This is a genomic window from Streptomyces sp. NPDC107765 (genome assembly GCF_055657085.1).
Genome location: NZ_JBVKBL010000010.1, coordinates 311,491 through 329,518 on the forward strand (window position 1 = coordinate 311,491; position 18,028 = coordinate 329,518).

Genomic DNA, 18,028 nt, shown 5'->3' on the forward strand with positions numbered 1-18,028 from the left:
GAAAGGCCCCTCGCATGAAGACCATCAGCCACTGGATCGGCGGTAAGCCCGTCGAGGGCGTCTCCGGCAACTTCGGTCCGGTCTACAACCCGGCCACCGGCGCCCAGGAGAAGCAGGTCGCCTTCGCCTCGGCCGGTGAGGTGGACGCGGCGGTGCGTGCCGCGAAGGAGGCGTTCGCGACGTGGGGCACCAGCTCCCTGGCGAAGCGCACGTCGGTGCTGTTCAAGTACCGGGAGCTGGTCGACGCGCACCGTGCGGAGCTGGCCCGGCTGATCACGGCCGAGCACGGCAAGGTGCATTCGGACGCGCTCGGTGAGGTCGCCCGCGGTCTGGAGATCATCGAGCTGGCCTGCGGCATTCCGGAGAAGCTGAAGGGCGAGCTGTCCACGCAGGTGTCCACGCGGGTGGACGTGGCGTCGATCCGCCAGTCGCTGGGTGTGGTGGCGGGGATCACGCCGTTCAACTTCCCGGCGATGGTGCCGATGTGGATGTTCCCGATCGCGATCGCCTGCGGGAACACCTTCGTGCTGAAGCCGAGCGAGAAGGTGCCGAGCGCGGCGTTCAAGCTGGCGGAGCTGGCGGCCGAGGCGGGTCTGCCGGACGGTGTGCTGAACGTCGTCAACGGCGACAAGGTGGCGGTGGACGCCCTGCTGGCGCACCCGGACATCGCGGCGGTCTCGTTCGTCGGGTCCACGCCGATCGCCCGCTACATCCACACCACCGGTACGGCGAACGGCAAGCGGGTCCAGGCGCTGGGCGGCGCGAAGAACCACATGCTGGTGCTGCCGGACGCCGATCTGGACCTGGCCGCGGACTCGGCGATCAACGCCGCCTACGGTTCGGCCGGTGAGCGCTGCATGGCGATCTCCGTGGTCGTCGCGGTGGGGGACACCGCGGACCCGCTGATCGGCAAGATCAAGGAGCGCGCCGACCGGCTGCGGATCGGCCCCGGCGAGGACCCGGCGTCCGAGATGGGCCCGCTGATCACGAAGGCGCACCGCGACAAGGTCGCCTCCTACGTCTCGGGCGCCGCGGCGCAGGGCGCGGACGTGGTCATCGACGGCACGGGCTACACCGTCGAGGGCTATGAGGACGGCCACTGGATCGGCGTCTCGCTGCTGGACAACGTCACGCCGGAGATGGACGCCTACCGTGACGAGATCTTCGGCCCGGTGCTGTCGGTCGTGCGGGTGGAGACGTACGACGAGGCGATCGCGCTGATGAACAACTCGCCGTGGGGCAACGGCACCGCGATCTTCACGCGGGACGGTGGCGCGGCCCGCCGCTTCCAGATGGAGGTGGAGGCCGGCATGGTCGGCGTGAACGTGCCGATCCCGGTGCCGGTGGGCTACCACTCCTTCGGCGGCTGGAAGGACTCGCTCTTCGGCGACCACCACATCTACGGCAACGACGGGGTGCACTTCTACACCCGCGGCAAGGTCGTCACGACCCGCTGGCCGGACCCGTCGGACGGTGGGATCAACCTGGGCTTCCCCAGCAACCACTGACAAAAACCGCATCACCCGACCCCCTGCCGGCCCGTTCCCGGCGGGGGGTCCGGTTTGCGTCCGGGCCGGGGGAGACCGCGGCGCGGCGCATTGCTACGGTGCTCCCTCGCAGCAGATGGGACGAGCGGCGCGCCGGGTTGGCGGGGCACCGGGGACAACGGGGGACGAATGCAGTCATCCATGGCGCTCGCCAAGGGCGCCCGCATCACGGGCGGGGCGTTCTGCCTGCTCTTCTTCCTGTTCACGGCGTACTGGCTGGCCGTCGATCTGGGCGAGTTCGGTATCGACGGGATGTGGGGGTTCTGGACCTTCCAGCGTCCCGCCGGCCTGAACCAGGTCACCGCGCCGTTCCATCTGGGGCTGGCGCTGCTGCAGTTGGCGGCGGCGGTCACGGCGTTCGCCGGGCGGCGGGTGGCCGGCGGGCTGCTCGCGGTGGCGACGACGCTGACCTTCGCGACGACGCTGCAGGCGATCGTCAGCGTCGGCAACCACACCAGTGACGACAAGTGGTTCCAGCACGCGGAGACCGGCACCTCGACCTTCGACGGGGTGTTCATCAGCAGCGGTCTGCTGTTCCTGCTGACCCTCGTCGCCGGTGTGGTGCTGCTGGCCGGGATGCGGGCGTGGCCCCGCCCGAAGCCCAGTGAGCCACCGCTGCGGCCCGCCGGGCAGGCCGGTGTGGTGGCCGGGCTGCTGCTCGGCGCGATGGCGCTGTGCCTGGTCGTCTGGCACCTCTACATGCTGGTGCAGAGGGGCACCGGGTCCTTCGAGATGCTCTACCTCGGCCGGGGCGCGCTGCCGTCGCTGCTGAGTCTGGCGCCGGGCTGGTCGGGGCTGGTGTTCCTGGTCCTGACCGCGCTGGCCGCGCTCAACAGCCTGATGCGGGGCGGTGCGGCCCGCGGCCTGGCGATCGGGTTGTCGGTGGTGTCGCTGCCGGGTGCCGTGCTGACGCTGATCGGGCTGGCCGGCAACGGCGAGCTGTTCAGCCTGAACGAGTCGATGCCGGGCCTGAGCGTCCTGGGCGATGTGCAACTGCTGCTGGACCTGTTGGGTTCGGCGGCGCTGCTGGCGCTGATGGCACGCGGTGAGCCGGTGGCCCCCGCCTGGTATCCGCCGGCCGCGGCGCCGCAGTTCGGGGTGCCCGGCTACGTCCCGCCGGCCGGCCCGCCGCAGCAGCCGGCGCCGGGCTGGCAGCCGCCGGTGCCGCCCGGTCCTCCGGTCGGCGGTCCGCCGATGCCGCCGATGCCGCCGGTGCCCCCGGGCAACCCGCCGCAGCCGCCGGGCGGTTTCGGCCCCGCCCCGTACTGAGGCCCGGACCGGGTTCCGTACGGCGCGAGCCCCGGCCGGCGCCCGCATACCGCATCCGCGTACCGCATCCGTGGTAGCCGGGGGCGGAGCGTACTCCCCCTGGAGGCCCCCGGGTTCACCCCGGGGGACCGGCCGCCCGCACTGCCCCGTACCTAGGATCGCGGTATGGATCTGCGAGGTGTGGGGCGGCGGGCACGGTCGCGCGCGGCGTTGCGCGGGCGGCGGCTGTACGCGGCCGTCGGTGCGCTGGCCGTGCTGGCGGGGGGCGGCACCTGGGCGGCGGCCTCCTCGGACGCGGCGCCCGCGGTGCACCGCGAGGACCGGGTGCTGTCCCTGCCGGAACGTCCCGGCGGCTCGAAGGAGGTGCGGATCGACACCTCCTTCTTCACGTCCGGCCCGGCGTCCGGCCGGCGGCCCGCGGTGCTGCTCGGCCACGGCTTCGGCGGCAGCAAGGCCGATGTCCGTCCCGAGGCCGAGCGGCTGGCCCGGGACGGCTATGCCGTACTGACCTGGTCGGCACGCGGCTTCGGCAGGTCCACCGGGAAGATCGGGCTGAACGACCCGGACGGCGAGGTCGCCGACGCCCGCCGGCTGATCGACTGGCTGGCCCGGCGGCCCGAGGTGCGGCTCGACCGGCCCGGCGACCCCCGGGTGGGCGTGGCCGGCGCCTCGTACGGCGGGGCGGTGTCGCTGCTGGCCGCCGGGTACGACCGGCGGGTGGACGCGATCGCCCCGCAGATCACGTACTGGAACCTCGCCGATGCGCTCTTCCCGCACGGGGTGTTCAAGAAGCTGTGGGCCGGGATCTTCTTCACCACCGGCCAGTCCGGCGCCCCCACCGGCGCGCCGCGCACCCCGCCCGCCTCCTCGGGCGGCTGCGGCCGGTTCGAGCCGGCGCTGTGCCGGATGTACGAGCGGACCGCGGTCTCCGGCCGGCCGGATGCGGAGGCCCGCAGGCTGCTGGCGGCCCGCAGTCCGTCCGCCGTCGGGGACCGCATCAAGGTCCCCACGCTGATCATGCAGGGCCAGACCGACTCGCTGTTCACCCTGGACCAGGCCGATGCCGTGCAGCGGGCGGTCCGCCGCAACGGGGCGCCGGTCGCGGTCGACTGGATCGCCGGCGGCCACGACGGCGGCGACCGGGAGACCGCCCGCCTGACGGGCCGTACGGCGGCGTGGTTCGACCGCTATCTGAAGGGCGACAAGGGCGCCGACACCGGGCCCGGGTTCCGGATCAGCCGGACCGGGGGCGTGGACTCCACCGACGGTGCGGTGCGGCTGCGCGGGGCGAGCGCGGACCGGTACGCCGGGCTGACGCACGACCCGCGGCGGATCCGGCTCACCGGCCGCACCCAGACCTTCCGCAATCCGGCCGGCGCCGGGCCGCCGGCGATCTCCGCGGTGCCCGGGGTCGGGGCGCTCGGTGATCTCTCCTCGCTCGGTTCCGGCGGGCTGTCGCTGGACTTCCCCGGCCAGTACGCCCGGTTCGAGTCGGCACCGCTGTCCTCGGCCGTCCGGCTGACCGGCCGCCCCGAGGTGACCGTGCACGTACGGTCCGGCTCCCGGGACGCGGTGCTCTTCGCCAAGCTCTACGACGTCGCCCCGGACGGCCGCCGCCAGGTGCTGCCCGCGCAGCTCGTCGCCCCCTACCGCATCGCGGACGCCCGCGCGGGCCGGACGGTGCGGCTCCAACTGCCCGCCGCCGACCACGAGTTCGCGGTCGGGCACCGGATGCGACTGGTCCTGGCGGCCACCGACCTCGGCTACGCCTCACCGGCCGGACCCACCGCGTACACCGTCTCGCTGAAGGGCGGCGGGGTGCTGGACGTGCCGACCGTGCCGCAGGTGCGCAGCGCGGCCGCGCCGCTGCCGGCGTGGACCTGGGCGCTGCCCGCCGCGGCCGCCGTGCTGGCCGGGCTGCTGCTGCTCACCGCCCGCCGCCGGACCGCGGCGCCCCCGCCCGATCCGGCGCTCACCGGGGTGCCGCTGGAGATCCGCGGCCTGAGCAAGCGGTATGCGGGGCCCGAGGACCGGTACGCCGTGCGGGGGTTGTCGTTCCGGGTGGAGCGGGGGCAGGTGCTGGGGCTGCTGGGGCCCAACGGTGCCGGGAAGACGACGACGCTGCGGATGCTGATGGGCCTGATCGCGCCGGACGAGGGCGAGGTCAGGATCTTCGGGCAGGCGGTGCGGCCGGGTGCGCCGGTGCTGTCGCGGGTCGGCGCGTTCGTCGAGGGCGCCGGGTTCCTGCCGCATCTGTCCGGCCGGGCCAATCTGGAGCTGTACTGGCAGGCGACCGGCCGGCCCGCCGAGGACGCGCACCTGGACGAGGCGCTGGCGATCGCCGGCCTGGGGGAGGCGCTGCCGCGCGCGGTCCGCACCTACTCGCAGGGCATGCGGCAGCGGCTGGCGCTCGCCCAGGCCATGCTCGGCCTGCCCGACCTGCTGATCCTCGACGAGCCGACCAACGGGCTGGACCCGCCGCAGATCCGCGAGATGCGGGAGGTGATGGTCCGTTACGCCGCGGCCGGGCGGACCGTCATCGTCTCCAGCCATCTGCTGTCCGAGGTCGAGCAGAGCTGTACGCATCTGGTCGTCATGGACCGCGGGCGGCTGGTGCAGGCCGGGCCGGTCGCCGAGATCACCGGCTCCGGCGACACCCTGCTGGTCGGGGTCGCCGGGGAGGTCGCCGACGCCGTGGTGGAGAAGGTGGCCGCGCTGCCGGGCGTCGCCTCGGCGGTCCGCGCCGACGGCGGGCTGCTGGTGCGGCTGACGGACGCCGCCGGTACGCCGCACCTGGTGGCCGAACTCGTCCGGCTGGACGTCCCGGTGGACCGCGTGGGCCCGTACCACCGGCTGGAGGACGCCTTCCTCACCCTGATCGGAGGCGACGCACGATGACCGCTGACCGGAGGGGACGCACGATGGCCGCTGATGCCCAGGGACGCGCCACGGCCGCGACCGGCAGCTCTGCCGGGAGCGGGTCCGCGACGGCGGCCGGGCCGGAGCCGGTGCCCGGGGACGGCCGGGCGGCGGGCTACCGGCCGCGCCGCACCCTGCCGCTGCGTGTGGAGGCCCGGCGGCAGCTGCTGCGCCGCCGCACCCTGGTCGTCGCCGCGGTGCTGGTGCTGCTGCCGTTCGTGCTGGTGGCGGCGTTCGCGATCGGCGGCGACCCGTCCACCCGCGGCGGCGGCCGGGTCTCGCTGATGGCCGCTGCCACCGCCTCCGGCGGGAACTTCGCCGCGACCGTGCTGTTCGTGTCCGCGGGGTTCCTGCTGGTGGTACCGGTGGCGCTGTTCTGCGGTGACACGGTCGCGTCGGAGGCGAGCTGGGCGTCGCTGCGGTACCTGCTCGCCGCGCCGGTGCCGCGGGCCCGGCTGCTGCTGGCCAAGCTGTCCGTGGCGCTGCTGTTCAGCGCCGCCGCGATGGTGCTGCTGCCGCTGGTCGCGCTGGGCGTGGGCACCGCCGCGTACGGCTGGGGGCCGCTGCAACTGCCCACCGGCGGGGCGCTGTCCGCGGGGGACGCGGTGGGGCGGCTGGCGGTCGTGGTCGGCTATGTCTTCGTCAGCCAGCTGGTCACCGCGGCGCTGGCGTTCTGGTTGTCGACGGTCACCGACGCGCCGCTGGGCGCGGTCGGCGGCGCGGTCGGACTGACCATCGTCGGCAACGTCCTCGACCAGGTCACCGCCCTCGGTGGCTGGCGGGACGTGCTGCCCGCCCACTGGCAGTACGCCTGGGCGGACGCCCTCCAGCCGACGGTGGAGTGGTCCGGGATGGTCCAGGGCGCGGCGGTGTCGGTGGCGTACGCGCTGGTGCTGGTCGCGCTGGCGTTCCGGGGGTTCGCGCGCAAGGACGTGGTGTCGTGAAGGCGCGACGATGATGCGGCCCGGCCGCCGTGATCAGGCGGTCGGCCCCTGCATGTGCGCGCTGACCCAGCGCATGGTGCCCTCGCCCAGGCCCTGCACGTAGGTGGCCGCACTGTGCGTGCCGCCCGGCACTATCTGGAGCCGGGTGTGCACCGGGCCGCGCCCGTACCGGGCGATGAAGTTCCGGACCTTCGGCAGCACGGTGTACTCCTTCGAGCCGTCCTGGAAGGCCAGGTAGACCTCCGGTCCGCCGCGCGCCGTCAGACGGCGGGCCAGCTCCTCGGGGTTGTTGTCCCGTTCCTCCTTGGCGTGGCCGTTCCACAGCGGGGAGTCGGGCACGATGTCCGGCCCGTTGGGGATGGCCACCTTGAAGGTGCCCGGGTTCTGCAGGACGTTCTTCAGGGCCGCGAAGCCGCCCGAGGAGGAGCCCATGATGGCCCAGGCGTCACGGGTCTTGAGGGTGCGGAAGTTCTGCCGCACGAGGTCGGGCACGTCCTGGCTGAGCCAGGTCCCGATCTTCGGCTGACCGGGTATGTCGCTGCCGTCGTAGTACTGCTTGTCGTTGGGGTTGAGGACCGGCATGACGACGATGAAGGGCAGGCTGGTGCCGTTCTTCGACCACCGGGCGAGGCTCTCCTCCAGCTTGAGGTCGGAGCCGATCCAGTAGTTGACGGGGTAGCCGTACGCGCCGGGCAGCGCCTCCATCACCGGGAAGCCCTTGTCGGCGTTGCGCTTCTCGTAGTACTCCGGCGGCGCCCAGACCCACACCTTGCCGGTGAAGCCGGACTTCGGGCCGTGCAGGGTGGTCACGCCGATCGGGGTGTTGCCGCCGGCGCCGCCGACCCGGCTCTCCTCCTGGAAGGTGATCGGCTTGGTGGGCCACTGCACCAGGGAGCGCTTCCCGTGGGGCGTGGTGTGCAGCGCGGCGCCCGTCTTGGGGCCGCCGCCGAAGCGTACGGGGGAAGGCGGGGAGGTGCTGGTGCCGCAGCCGGCCGTGGTGACGAGCACGGTCAGGGCGATCAACGCGACCACCGGAGGGAACAGGGCTTTGCGCACGGGCCTTCTCCTTGCCGAACCTGCCGGGATGCGTCCCGGCCGACCAGCAAGAGGGCGCGGGGGCGCGCCCGGGTTTCCCCCGACGGGTGTCGGGTTGCTCGCACCCTTACCCGGAATTCGGCCTTCCCCTTCCTGACCTGCGATGTTTTACGCCCGACGGAAGGCCGGTTTACCAGGATTTTCCCGGCGGACGGGGCGCTTGGGGCACTGCCGCGCGCCGGGGCGGACCCGCCGGGCCGCACCGGGGCGCCGGCCCGCCCGCCGCCCCGGTGCGCCCTGCTTGGCCCCGTATCCTCTCGTTATGACCTGGTCGCGTGCCCTGAAGGACGCCGCCCGCTCCGGGCTGACCATCGAGCGGACCAAGCTCACCCCGCTGATCGCGGTCCGCGGCACGGCCGGTGTCGCGCTCGTCATCGGCCTGTGCCTGTGGCGCGGCAACCCCGCCCTCGCGGTGTCCTCCGCCTTCGGCGCGTTCTCCTCCGGCATCGTCACCTTCCAGCGCAGCATGCGGCCGCGCCCGGTGCTCGCGCTCGTCGTCGCCGGCGCGCTGGCGGTCTCCACCTTCCTCGGCTATCTCGCCGCCGCCCATGTCGCCGCGTTCGTCCTGCTGCTCGCCGGCTGGACCCTGCTGGCCGGAATGGCCTGGGCGATCGGCCCGGTCTCCGGGCTGGCCGGCACCCAGACCGTGGCGATCATGCTGGTCACGGTCACCCTGCCGACCTCCGTCCTCGGCGCCCTGGAACACGCCGCGCTGATCTTCTTCGGCGGGCTCGTCCAGGCCACCCTGATCGTCGTCTTCCCGGTCCGCCCCTGGGGCACCCAGCGCGATGCGCTCGCCGACGCACTGGCCGCCGAGGCCGACTACGCCCGCCGGCTGCGGCACGACCCCGTCGCGCCCTTCGACCCGGCGCCCCTGATGGACGCCCGGCTCGCCGCCGCCGTGACCGCCCGTCAGGCCCGGCGCCGCCCCGTCCAGCTGCACGGCCCGCGCGGCCTCGCCGAACGCGTCCGGCCGGTCCTCGCCTCCCTGGCCGACCCGGTCGTCGGCGCCCCCCTGGAGGGACCCGAACGCGACCGCGCCCGCGACCTGCTGGGCGCCGCGGCCACCGTCCTGGACGCCGTCGCCCACGCCGTACGGCACGCCCGGCCCGTACGGCTGCCGCCGGAGGCGATGGCCACCCTGGAGGTCCCGGCGACCGGCCCGATGCTGCACGGCCCCGCCCGGCGCTCCGCCTACCGCCTGATCTCCCTGCTCGCCGACGCCGTCGAGCTCACCGACGAGCCGGTACGCGCCACCCGCCCCACCACCGAGGCGGAACGCGGGCGGGGAGAAGGCAGTCACCTGCTGCGTCCCAGCGTCCCCCGGCTGGTACCGGTCGCGCTGCGCTCCCTGCACCGCGAGGCCCGCTGGTCCTCGCACATCTTCCGGCACGCCCTGCGGGTGGCCGGGGTCGCCGCCGTCGGCTATCTGCTGGGCACCGCGCTGCCGTTCGGCCACGGCTACTGGGCGCCGCTGGCCTCCGTCATGGTGATGCGCCCGGACTTCGCGCAGACCTACTCCCGGGGCGTGGCCCGCTTCTGCGGCACCCTCGTCGGCGTCGCCGTCGCGGGCACGGTGATGGCCCTGGTGCACCCCGGCGCCTACGTCAGCGCCGCGCTCGCCGTGGTCTGCGTCTGGCTGATGTACCTGCTGATGCGCACCGGCTTCTCGGTGACCTCGGCCTGCGTGGCCGCCTACGTGGTCTTCCTGCTGGGCATCGCCGGCGCCGGCTGGGAACAGACCGTCCAGGAACGCGTCGTGCTCACCCTCGTCGGCGGACTGCTGGCGATGCTCTCCTACGCGCTCTTCCCCGCCTGGGAGACGCCCCGGCTGCGCGACCGGCTCGCCGACTGGCTGGACGCCAACGGACGTTATGCGCTCGCCGTATGGGAGGCCTGCGCCCGGCCCGCGGCACGCCGCCCGCGGCAGGTCCGCGAGGCCCTGCTGGACGCCCGGGCCGCCCGCGTCGCCTGGGAGAAGAGCGAGGGCCGCGCCGAGAAGGAGCCGGTGCGGCACCGCGGACTGTCGCCGGGTGCGGCGAAGGCGGCCGGCACCGCGCTCGCCACCATGGGCCGGGTCACCATGATCCTGGAGGCCCATCTGCCCGCCAAGGACACCGAGCCCTCCGCCGGCGCCGCCGCGTTCGCCGCCGAACTGCGCCCCTCCCTGGAGCGCGCCGCGGTGGCCGTACGGGAACGCGGCCCGCTGAACTGGAGCGCCCTGCGCACCGTATGGGAATGGTGGGACGCCGAAACGGGAAGTGAGGGGGTCGCGCCGCGCGCCGCCGGGCTGCTGCTCGACGCCCTCGACGAGCTGGCCGAGGCGCTGTCCGGCGACCCGGAAGCACACGAGGAGGGGGCGCGGGGAACCATCCCACGCCCCCAGTAGTCTTATTAATTGCCCGCAATGAACCCCATTGGTGCCCAATGAGTCCATCTGCGGCCCGCCGCCCCCCAGTCCCCGTCAGCTCACCTCCGCCTCCCCACAGTTCCGCCCCCTCAGTTCCCTCCCCGTCAGTTCCGCCCCGTCGCGAGAGAGCAACCCCACTCCCCATGGCGTCCAGCACTTCCTCCGGTACGTACGACATAGGCATCGACCTCGGCACCGCCAACACCCTGGTGTACGCGCGCGGCAAGGGCGTGGTGCTGAACGAGCCGTCGGTGGTCGCCGTCAACGCCCACGGCGAGGTCATCGCCGTGGGCGAGGAGGCCAAGCGGACCATCGGCCGCACGCCCTCCGGCATCACCGCGATGCGCCCCCTCAAGGAGGGCGTCATCGCCGACTTCGAGGCCGCCGAGCAGATGCTCCGCGCCCTGATGAAGAAGGCCCTGCCCAGCCGCCGCTTCGCCCGGCCACGGGTGGTCATCTGCGTCCCCTCCGGCATCACGGGCGTCGAACGGCGCGCGGTCATCGACTCCGCCCGCGGCGCCGGGGCCCGCGAGGTGCACCTGATAGAGGAGCCGATGGCCGCCGCGATCGGCGCCGGCCTCCCGGTGGACGAGCCGGTCGGCTGCATGGTGGTGGACATCGGCGGCGGCACCACCGAGGTCGCCGTGGTCTCCATGGGCGGCCTGGTCACCGCCCAGTCCCTGCGGGTCGCCGGCGACGCCCTGGACGCCGCGATCACCGCGTACGTCAAGAAGAAGCACTCCCTGGACATCGGCGAGCGCACCGCCGAGGACATCAAGATCGCCATCGGGTCGGCGGTGTGGACCCCCGTCGACGTCGACGAGGACGGCGAGCCGGACCGCCCCTCCTCCTACACGGTCCGCGGCCGCGACCACGTCAGCGGCCTGCCCCGCCTCCAGGAGATCGGCGAGGAGGAGATCCGCCAGGCGCTGGCCGAACCGGTCGACGCGATCGTCCGCGCCGTCCACCAGACCCTCGACGCCTGCCCACCGGAGCTCTCCGGCGACATCATCGAGCGCGGCATCGCCCTCACCGGCGGCGGCGCCCTGCTGCGCGGCCTGGACCGGCGGCTGCACCAGGAAATGGGCGTGCCCGTACGCGTCGCCGACCAGCCCCTGGACTGCGTCGTCAACGGCACCGCCAAATGCGTCGACGAATTCGCCCATCTGCACGGCCTGTTGACGGGCGCGAAGGAACAACCCCGGAAGACCGTGCGTTTGTAGGGTGACCGCTGCAGGGCCGAACACCGGCGGCCGACCGCTGTGGCACTGACCGCTACGGGCGGGACGCTGCGGGGGCTGACCGCTGCAAAGAAGACCGCCCCACCAGAAGGTCGCCCCACCAGGAGACCGCTCCCAGGAGGACGCATGCCGCAGACCACGGAACCGGCCGACCACCCCGCCGGCCCGGTCCACCGCTTCGCCCAGATCCCCGAAGGCCGCATCCACTTCGTCGAGCAGGGCACCGGCCCGGTGGTCCTCCTGGTCCACGGCTTCCCCGAGTCCTGGTACTCCTGGCGCCACCAACTCGCCGCGCTGGCCGCCGCCGGCTATCGGGCGGTCGCCATCGACGTCCGCGGCTACGGACGGTCGTCCAAGCCGAATGAGGTGTCGGCCTACCGCATGCTGGCCCATGTGGCCGACAACGTCGCCGTGCTGCGCGCCCTGGGGGAGGAGACCGCGATCATCGCGGGCCACGACTGGGGCGCGCCCATCGCCGCCCACACCGCCCTGCTCCGGCCCGACCTCTTCACCGCCGTCGCCCTGCTGAGCGTGCCGTACGTGCCCCGGGGCGCCAGCCGTCCCACCGAGGCGTTCGCGCGGGTCGGCGGCGACGAGGAGTTCTACGTCAGCTACTTCCAGGAGCCGGGCCGCGCCGAGGCGGAGATCGAACCGGACGTCCGCGGCTGGCTGGCCGGCATCTACGCCGGCCTCTCGGGCGACGCCAAGCCCTCCGCCGACGACCAGGACGGCAGCGGCCTGATGCGGCTCACGGTCCCCGCGGGCGGCAAGCTCTCCGACCGCTTCCCGGCAGACACCACCCTGCCGTCCTGGCTCACCGAAGCCGATCTCGATTACTACGCCGGCGAATTCGAGCGCTCCGGACTGACCGGCGCCCTCAACCGCTACCGCAACGTCGACCGGGACTGGGCGGACCTCGCCGCCTGGCAGGGCGCCCCGATCACCCGGCCCGCCCTCTACATCGGCGGCGACCGCGACGCCCCCACCCATTGGCTGGCCGACGCCATCAAGGCGTTCCCGGTGACCCTCCCGGCCCTCTCCGGCTCCCACATCCTCGAAGGCTGCGGCCACTGGGTCCAACAGGAACGCCCCGAAGAGGTCAACCGGCTCCTGCTCGACTGGCTGCGCGACCTGCCTGCTTGAGAAGACCGCCCTACCAAGGGTCTGAGGGGCTCTGAGGGCCTGGGGGCTGGGGCCTGGGGGCCTGGGGTTCGCGGGTCCGGGGGGCGCGGGTCCGAGAGGCCGAGGGCCGGCGGGTCCGAGAGGCCGAGGGGCCGCGGGTCCGAGAATCCGCGGGTCCGAGAATCCGGGGGCCCGGGGGCCCGGGGCCCGAGGGTCGAACCCTCTACCGGCTGTCGCCCATATAGGTCTCCAGCCCGTCGAGGATGCGCTCCAGGCCGAACTCGTCCGCCCGGTCGCGCGCGGCCGCATCGGCTTCCGTGGAGGCGAGGGCCGCGGCGACCGCCGGATAGCGGTCGGCGCGGCCCACCAGCAGCTCGTTCAGCGCCGCGCTCATCACCTGCTCGGGCTCCGTCGCCCGCGCGCTGCCCAGTCCCATCGAGGCCGACACCTGCGCGAGGGCCCGTACGTGGCCGCTCACCACGACCACGGCATCGAGCTGCTCCCCACCGCTCAGCCCGGTGTCCGCCAGCGCGGCCACGGCCGTCTCCGTCCAGCCGAGTTCGTTCGGCCCCATGACGCGCGGACCGGTGGCGGCACCGAGCAGCCAGGGGTGCCGGTGGTAGACGGCCGTCAGCGCGCCCGCCCAGGCCCGCAGCCCGTTCCGCCACCCCTCGGGCAGCTGCGGCGGTTCGCCCATCGCGCTGTCGATCATCAGCGCGACCAGCTCGTTCTTGCCCGGCACATAGCGGTACAGGGACATCTTCGTGAAGTCCAGCTCGCCCGCGACCCGTTGCATCGAGACCGCCCCCAGCCCGCCCGCATCGGCGAGTGCGATGGCGGTCCGGGTGATCCGCTCCAGGCTCAGCGCGGGCCGTGGCCCGCGACTGGGCCGCTCACGCCCGCCCCACAGCAGTTCGACACTGCCCGCCTGATCCCCGAACACACTGCGCTTCTTGTCCTCGCCCACCATCCCCGCATCCTAAAACTGCGTCCGGGGTACACAAAAAAGTGTCCATCGGATACAGTTGATTCGTCGGCCCGGCCTGGGCCGGCCCGGGCCGGCGCGGCTTCATCGGCCCGGCCGATCAGTCGGGCTCGATAAGTCAGCCGGAGTGCTCCGACCGGCCGATCCGATCTGACCGATCCGTCTGAGGAATCTGCTCCGCCCGATCCGCTTCGAGGGATCCGCTCCGAGCGATCTGAGGACCGCGGATCGGACCGCGGATCGGACCGCGGATCGGTCTCCATGCGTGATGACGATGTGTGATGACGGGGGAATGAACGATGACTCGACGTACGACGACGTCCCACGACAGCGGGCGCGAGACGTATGAAACGTCCCGCGCGCAGACGGCGGGCGCGGCCCCGAGCGCGGACGCGAACCCGGGCCCGGGCCCGGATGTCCGCCTCACTGAGGCCGACGGCGGCCCTGGCGACCGGCCCACGGGCCGCTCCGACGGCGAAAACGACGGTGCTCGGAACAACCGCACGGTCCTCATCTCCGGCGCCAGCGTGGCCGGCCCGGCCCTCGCGTATTGGCTCTGCCGCCACGGCTACCGCCCCACCGTGGTCGAGGTGGCCCCCGCCCTGCGCGACGGCGGGTTCGCGGTCGACTTCCGGGGCGCGGCACATCTGACGGTCCTGGAGCGCATGGGAATCCTGGACGAGATCAGACGCCACAGCACCGGCGGCGGCTCCGCTATGAGCTTCATCGACGAACGGGGCGGCCAACTCGCCGCCCTGTCGCCCGAGTTCGCCGGCGGCGACCTCGAAATCCTCCGCTCCGACCTCTCCCGGCTCCTCTACCGCCACAGCCTGGCCGCGGCGGCGGACGGGCACCCGGCGCCCGAGTACCTCTTCGACGACACCCTCACCTCCCTCACCCCCGCCCCGGACGGAGTCCACGCCACCTTCGCGCGCACCCCGGCCCGCACCTTCGACCTGGTGATCGGCGCAGACGGTCTGCACTCCACCGTGCGCAGGCTGGCGTTCGGCCCCGAGCGGGACTTCGTCAGCCACCTCGGCTACTACGTCGCCGCCTGGGACCTCCCGGAGTCCGCCGGTGACCTGGCCGCCCAATCCGTCGGCTACTCCGAACCTGGCCGCTTGGCGACCGTCGGCCGCACTCCGCGCCGCAGCACCGAGCCGGGCTATGCGGGCGAGGCGTTCTGCGTCTTCGCCTCCGGTGAGGAGCTGACCCACGACCGGCGTGATCTGCCCGCCCACAAAGAGGCAATAGCCAGAGCCTACGAAGGAGCCGGCTGGCGCACCCCGGAGCTGATCGACACCCTCTGGGCCGCCGAGGAGCTCTACTTCGACTCCATCAGCCGCGTCGACGTCCCGTGCTGGTCCACGGGCCGCATCGCCCTCCTCGGCGACGCCGCGTACGGCGCCACCCTCGGCGGGATGGGCACCGGCTCGGCGATCATCGGCGCCTACGTCCTGGCCGCCGAACTGGCGGCGTCCCCCCACGACCACTCAGCGGCCTTCACCCGCTACGAACGCAGACTCCGCCCGTACGTGACCCAGTGCCAGGAAGGCGGCCGCGGCACCGGCGCCTTCCTCGCCCCCACGACCCAGGAGGCCATCGATGCCCGCAACGCCGCCCTCAACGACCCGGCAACCCGCGCCGCCATGCTGCAACAGGGCCACGACCTCTCCACGGCCATCACCCTCGACGACCCCCTCCCGACCGAACGGGCCCTCCACCCGACCGGGACGGCAAAAGACCTCGCGTAGCGCGTTCATAGGTTCGGCGTGACGTGTTCCTAGGCCCCGCGTGACGCGCGTGACGCCTTCCTAGGCCCGCGTGACGCGCGTGAGGTGTTGATAGGCCCGCGTGATGTGTGGGGCGTGTTCATAGGCCCGCGTGATGTGTCCGTTGGGTCCCGCGTGACGCGAGGTTGACGCGGGACGCGTGACGCGTTCCCGGGACCGCGGGTTGAGGCAACCGAGGGGAGGGGCGAGGGGAGGGGCGAGGGGAGGGGTGAGGGGAGGGGCGGTGGGTGGGGAGGGGCGGGGGAGGGGGCCGGGGGGGGGCAGAGAGAAGCGGCCGGCAGAGAAGCACGCGGAGCCCGACCACGCCCCCCGACCACGCCCACGCCCCCTACAGCGCCCGCCGCTTGGCTCGGTGTCGGCGTACGGCATCCCGGTTGGCGCAGGCGTGTGAGCAGTAGCGCTGCCGCCCGGCCCGAGTGAAGTCGGCATACGCGTTGCCGCACTCGGCCAGCGCGCAGCGCCCCAGTCGGTGCATGCCCAGCCCGGTCAGGTGCAGCGCGGTCCCCACGGCACCCACGGCCCGCAGTACGCCGCCCAGCCCGATCCCGTCCTCGCGGTAGTGAATGTGCCAGCCGCCGTCCGCATGGTCGGTCAGTCTCGGAGGGGTGGACGCCTCGGCGAGCAGCCCGTTGACCAGCGCCGCCCGCCGCTCGTCCGTACCGGCGTCGACCACCTCCGCCCACCGCCGGAGAAAGCCCAACACCTCGGTCAGGTCGCCCTGTTCGACGGGCCGGTCGATCACCATCCCCGCCGCAACGCACCGTTCCGCCAGCTCCCGCACGCTCCCCGGAGGCACGTTGGTGAGCTCGACCATAAAGCGGACGGGATCCTCCCCGTAAGGGTTCAGCTGCACAAGACCATTACATCAGGCTGACCACATGACTTCCCACCCACCCACGAACCCCCACCCCACCGACAGCCACCCAACAACCGCCCACCAAAGCCCAGTTGCCCCCACCGCCGACGACACCGAAATCCGCAGCCTCGCCACCCCGGACACCCTCAGCACCCCTGACACCTCGGGCATCCTCAGCACCCCAGACACCCTGGGCACCCCAGACACCCTGGGCACCCCAGACACCCTGGGCACCCCAGGCATCCTCAGCACCCCGCGCACGCCCGGCAAATGGCTCCCCCTCCTGGCCACCTGCCTCGGCACGTTCCTCCTCCTCGTCTACGCGACGATCGTGACCGTGGCGCTGCCGAGCATCGCCGCCGATCTGCACGCCGGCTTCGGCCCGCTCCAGTGGGTCGTCGACGTCTACACCCTCGCCCTCGCCGGACTGCTCCTAGGTATGGGCTCCCTCGGCGACAGCCTGGGCCGCAAACGCCTCTACGTCCGCGGCCTGACCGCCTTCACCGCCGCCACCCTGGCCTGCGGTCTGGCCCCCAACGCCCAAGTGCTGATCGCGGCCCGCGCTGTCCAAGGAGTCGCCGGCGCGGCCATGTTCGCCACTCTCCTCCCGCTGATCGGCCTCACCTACACCGGGCGCGACCGGGCCAAAGCATTCGCCATCTGGGGCGCGGTGGCCGGCGCGGCCGGCTGCGCGGGAAACATCGCGGGTGGCGTCCTCACCCACTTCCTCTCCTGGCAGTGGATCTTCTACGGCGCCGTTCCCCTCTGCGCCGCCACTATCGCCCTCTCCGCCAAGGTGCTCCCCCGGGACGCCACCCGGCCGAGCCACATCGACTGGCCGGGCATAGCGACCTTCACCCTGGCAGCGCTCGGCATCACCTTCGGCTTCATCCGCGGCGGCGAAGCGGGCTGGTCGGCCCCGTCCACCCTGCTCGGCTTCCTGGCCGGCGCCGCGCTCCTGGCCACCTTCCTCCTGGTCGAACGTTCCGCGGCGCGCCACCCCACGCACCGGCCCATGCTGCCCCTGACCCTCTTCCGCAGCCGCGCCTTCAACGGCATGCTCCTCGCCGCCTGCGTCTACTACCTGTCCGGCTTCGGCTTCCTGCCCGTCCTCTCCCTCTGGCTCCAGGACGGCGCCGGCCTCTCCTCCCTGGGCACCGCCTTCGTCCTCACCGCCCAGCCGGCGGCCTTCTTCGCCACCTCAGCCCTCATCGGCAGTGCCCTGCACCGCCTCCCCGCCCGCTGGACGCTCGGCGGCGGCTCGCTGATCGTCGGCCTCGGCAACCTGGCCTTCCTCGTGACCGCCTCCGGCTCCTCCTGGCCGGCCCTGCTCCCCGGCCTCGTCCTCACCGGAGTGGGCGCCGGCCTGGTATCACCCGTCCTCCCCGCGACCGCCATGTCCTCGGCACCTCCGGCCCACGCCGGCGTGGCCGCCGCCGCAGCCAACAGCGCCCGCCAGCTCGGCCTGGCCCTGGGCATCGCCCTCCTGGGCACCGTCTTCCACCAGTCCGCTCCGCCCCCGGCCCAGTCCCCCACCGCCTACGCCCACGCCCTCCACGCCGTCTTCCTCCTCGCCGCCACCCTCGCCCTCACCGGCGGCCTCATATCGACCCACCTCCTGAGCCGCCCCGCCCACCCCGAAACCCGCCCCACCGCCGCCAGCTGATCCGCCCCGAACCAGGCCCCAGCACGGGCAGCGGAGCAGTCGAGCAGCAGAGAGCAACCAAGCCGGCCCCCCCACGCAATCCGCCCCACGCCAGCCCCCGCCACCACACCACCCCACCGACCCCACCCCACCCCGCCCCCCGCCCACATCAGGTGCCCCCTCCCACCCCGGCGCTTAGCCT

Annotated in this window: 12 protein-coding genes; 9 read left to right on the plus strand and 3 right to left on the minus strand. The window is 73.4% G+C overall.

All coding sequences use genetic code 11. The annotated features are described in order from the left end of the window. The first annotated feature begins 14 nt into the window (after window positions 1-14). The 4 genes from ACZ7MX_RS24950 (at window position 15) to ACZ7MX_RS24965 (ending at window position 6,679) form a co-directional block, all read left to right on the plus strand. The gene (locus ACZ7MX_RS24950; RefSeq protein ID WP_472135449.1) at window positions 15-1,508 is read left to right on the plus strand and encodes a CoA-acylating methylmalonate-semialdehyde dehydrogenase; all 1,494 of its coding nucleotides are present in this window, start codon (window positions 15-17) and stop codon (window positions 1,506-1,508) included. Window positions 1,509-1,676: 168 nt separating this feature from the next. After that, complete coding sequence (locus tag ACZ7MX_RS24955) at window positions 1,677-2,816, plus strand: hypothetical protein (RefSeq protein WP_472135450.1); 1,140 nt, start codon at window positions 1,677-1,679, stop codon at window positions 2,814-2,816. Window positions 2,817-2,981: 165 nt separating this feature from the next. After that, entirely contained in the window at window positions 2,982-5,714 is a 2,733-nt protein-coding gene (locus ACZ7MX_RS24960) for an alpha/beta fold hydrolase (protein ID WP_472135451.1), read from the plus strand. 23 nt (window positions 5,715-5,737) lie between these two features. Next, complete coding sequence (locus ACZ7MX_RS24965; RefSeq protein ID WP_472135452.1) at window positions 5,738-6,679, plus strand: ABC transporter permease; 942 nt, start codon at window positions 5,738-5,740, stop codon at window positions 6,677-6,679. A 33-nt stretch (window positions 6,680-6,712) separates the two neighbouring features. Here the strand turns inward: ACZ7MX_RS24965 and ACZ7MX_RS24970 are convergent, their stop codons facing one another. Continuing rightward, the gene (locus ACZ7MX_RS24970; protein ID WP_472135453.1) at window positions 6,713-7,735 is read right to left on the minus strand and encodes an alpha/beta hydrolase; all 1,023 of its coding nucleotides are present in this window, start codon (window positions 7,733-7,735) and stop codon (window positions 6,713-6,715) included. Window positions 7,736-8,036: 301 nt separating this feature from the next. On the opposite strand from ACZ7MX_RS24970, the gene ACZ7MX_RS24975 reads away from it, so the two are divergent. The 3 genes from ACZ7MX_RS24975 (at window position 8,037) to ACZ7MX_RS24985 (ending at window position 12,568) form a co-directional block, all read left to right on the plus strand. Beyond that, entirely contained in the window at window positions 8,037-10,163 is a 2,127-nt protein-coding gene (locus ACZ7MX_RS24975; RefSeq protein WP_472135454.1) for an FUSC family protein, read from the plus strand. Between the two features lie 164 nt (window positions 10,164-10,327). Continuing rightward, a complete protein-coding gene (mreB, locus tag ACZ7MX_RS24980) occupies window positions 10,328-11,407 on the plus strand; it encodes a rod shape-determining protein MreB (protein ID WP_472135455.1) in 1,080 nt (359 codons plus the stop codon). A 144-nt stretch (window positions 11,408-11,551) separates the two neighbouring features. Next, entirely contained in the window at window positions 11,552-12,568 is a 1,017-nt protein-coding gene (locus tag ACZ7MX_RS24985) for an alpha/beta fold hydrolase (protein ID WP_472135456.1), read from the plus strand. A 202-nt stretch (window positions 12,569-12,770) separates the two neighbouring features. On the opposite strand, the gene ACZ7MX_RS24990 is transcribed toward ACZ7MX_RS24985, so the two are convergent. Then, a complete protein-coding gene (locus ACZ7MX_RS24990; protein ID WP_472135457.1) occupies window positions 12,771-13,517 on the minus strand; it encodes a TetR/AcrR family transcriptional regulator in 747 nt (248 codons plus the stop codon). A 314-nt stretch (window positions 13,518-13,831) separates the two neighbouring features. Here ACZ7MX_RS24990 and ACZ7MX_RS24995 point away from each other — a divergent pair, with 314 nt between their 5' ends. Continuing rightward, window positions 13,832-15,286, plus strand: coding sequence for an FAD-dependent monooxygenase (locus ACZ7MX_RS24995; RefSeq protein ID WP_472135458.1), 1,455 nt, complete (start codon window positions 13,832-13,834; stop codon window positions 15,284-15,286). A gap of 367 nt (window positions 15,287-15,653) precedes the next feature. Here ACZ7MX_RS24995 and ACZ7MX_RS25000 read toward each other — a convergent pair whose 3' ends face one another. Next, window positions 15,654-16,178, minus strand: a complete 525-nt coding sequence (locus ACZ7MX_RS25000; protein ID WP_472135459.1) for a CGNR zinc finger domain-containing protein — start codon at window positions 16,176-16,178, stop codon at window positions 15,654-15,656. Between the two features lie 25 nt (window positions 16,179-16,203). Here ACZ7MX_RS25000 and ACZ7MX_RS25005 point away from each other — a divergent pair, with 25 nt between their 5' ends. Beyond that, window positions 16,204-17,847 (plus strand): MFS transporter, encoded by a 1,644-nt coding sequence (locus ACZ7MX_RS25005; RefSeq protein WP_472135460.1) that lies wholly within the window; start codon window positions 16,204-16,206, stop codon window positions 17,845-17,847. Window positions 17,848-18,028: the final 181 nt, after the last annotated feature.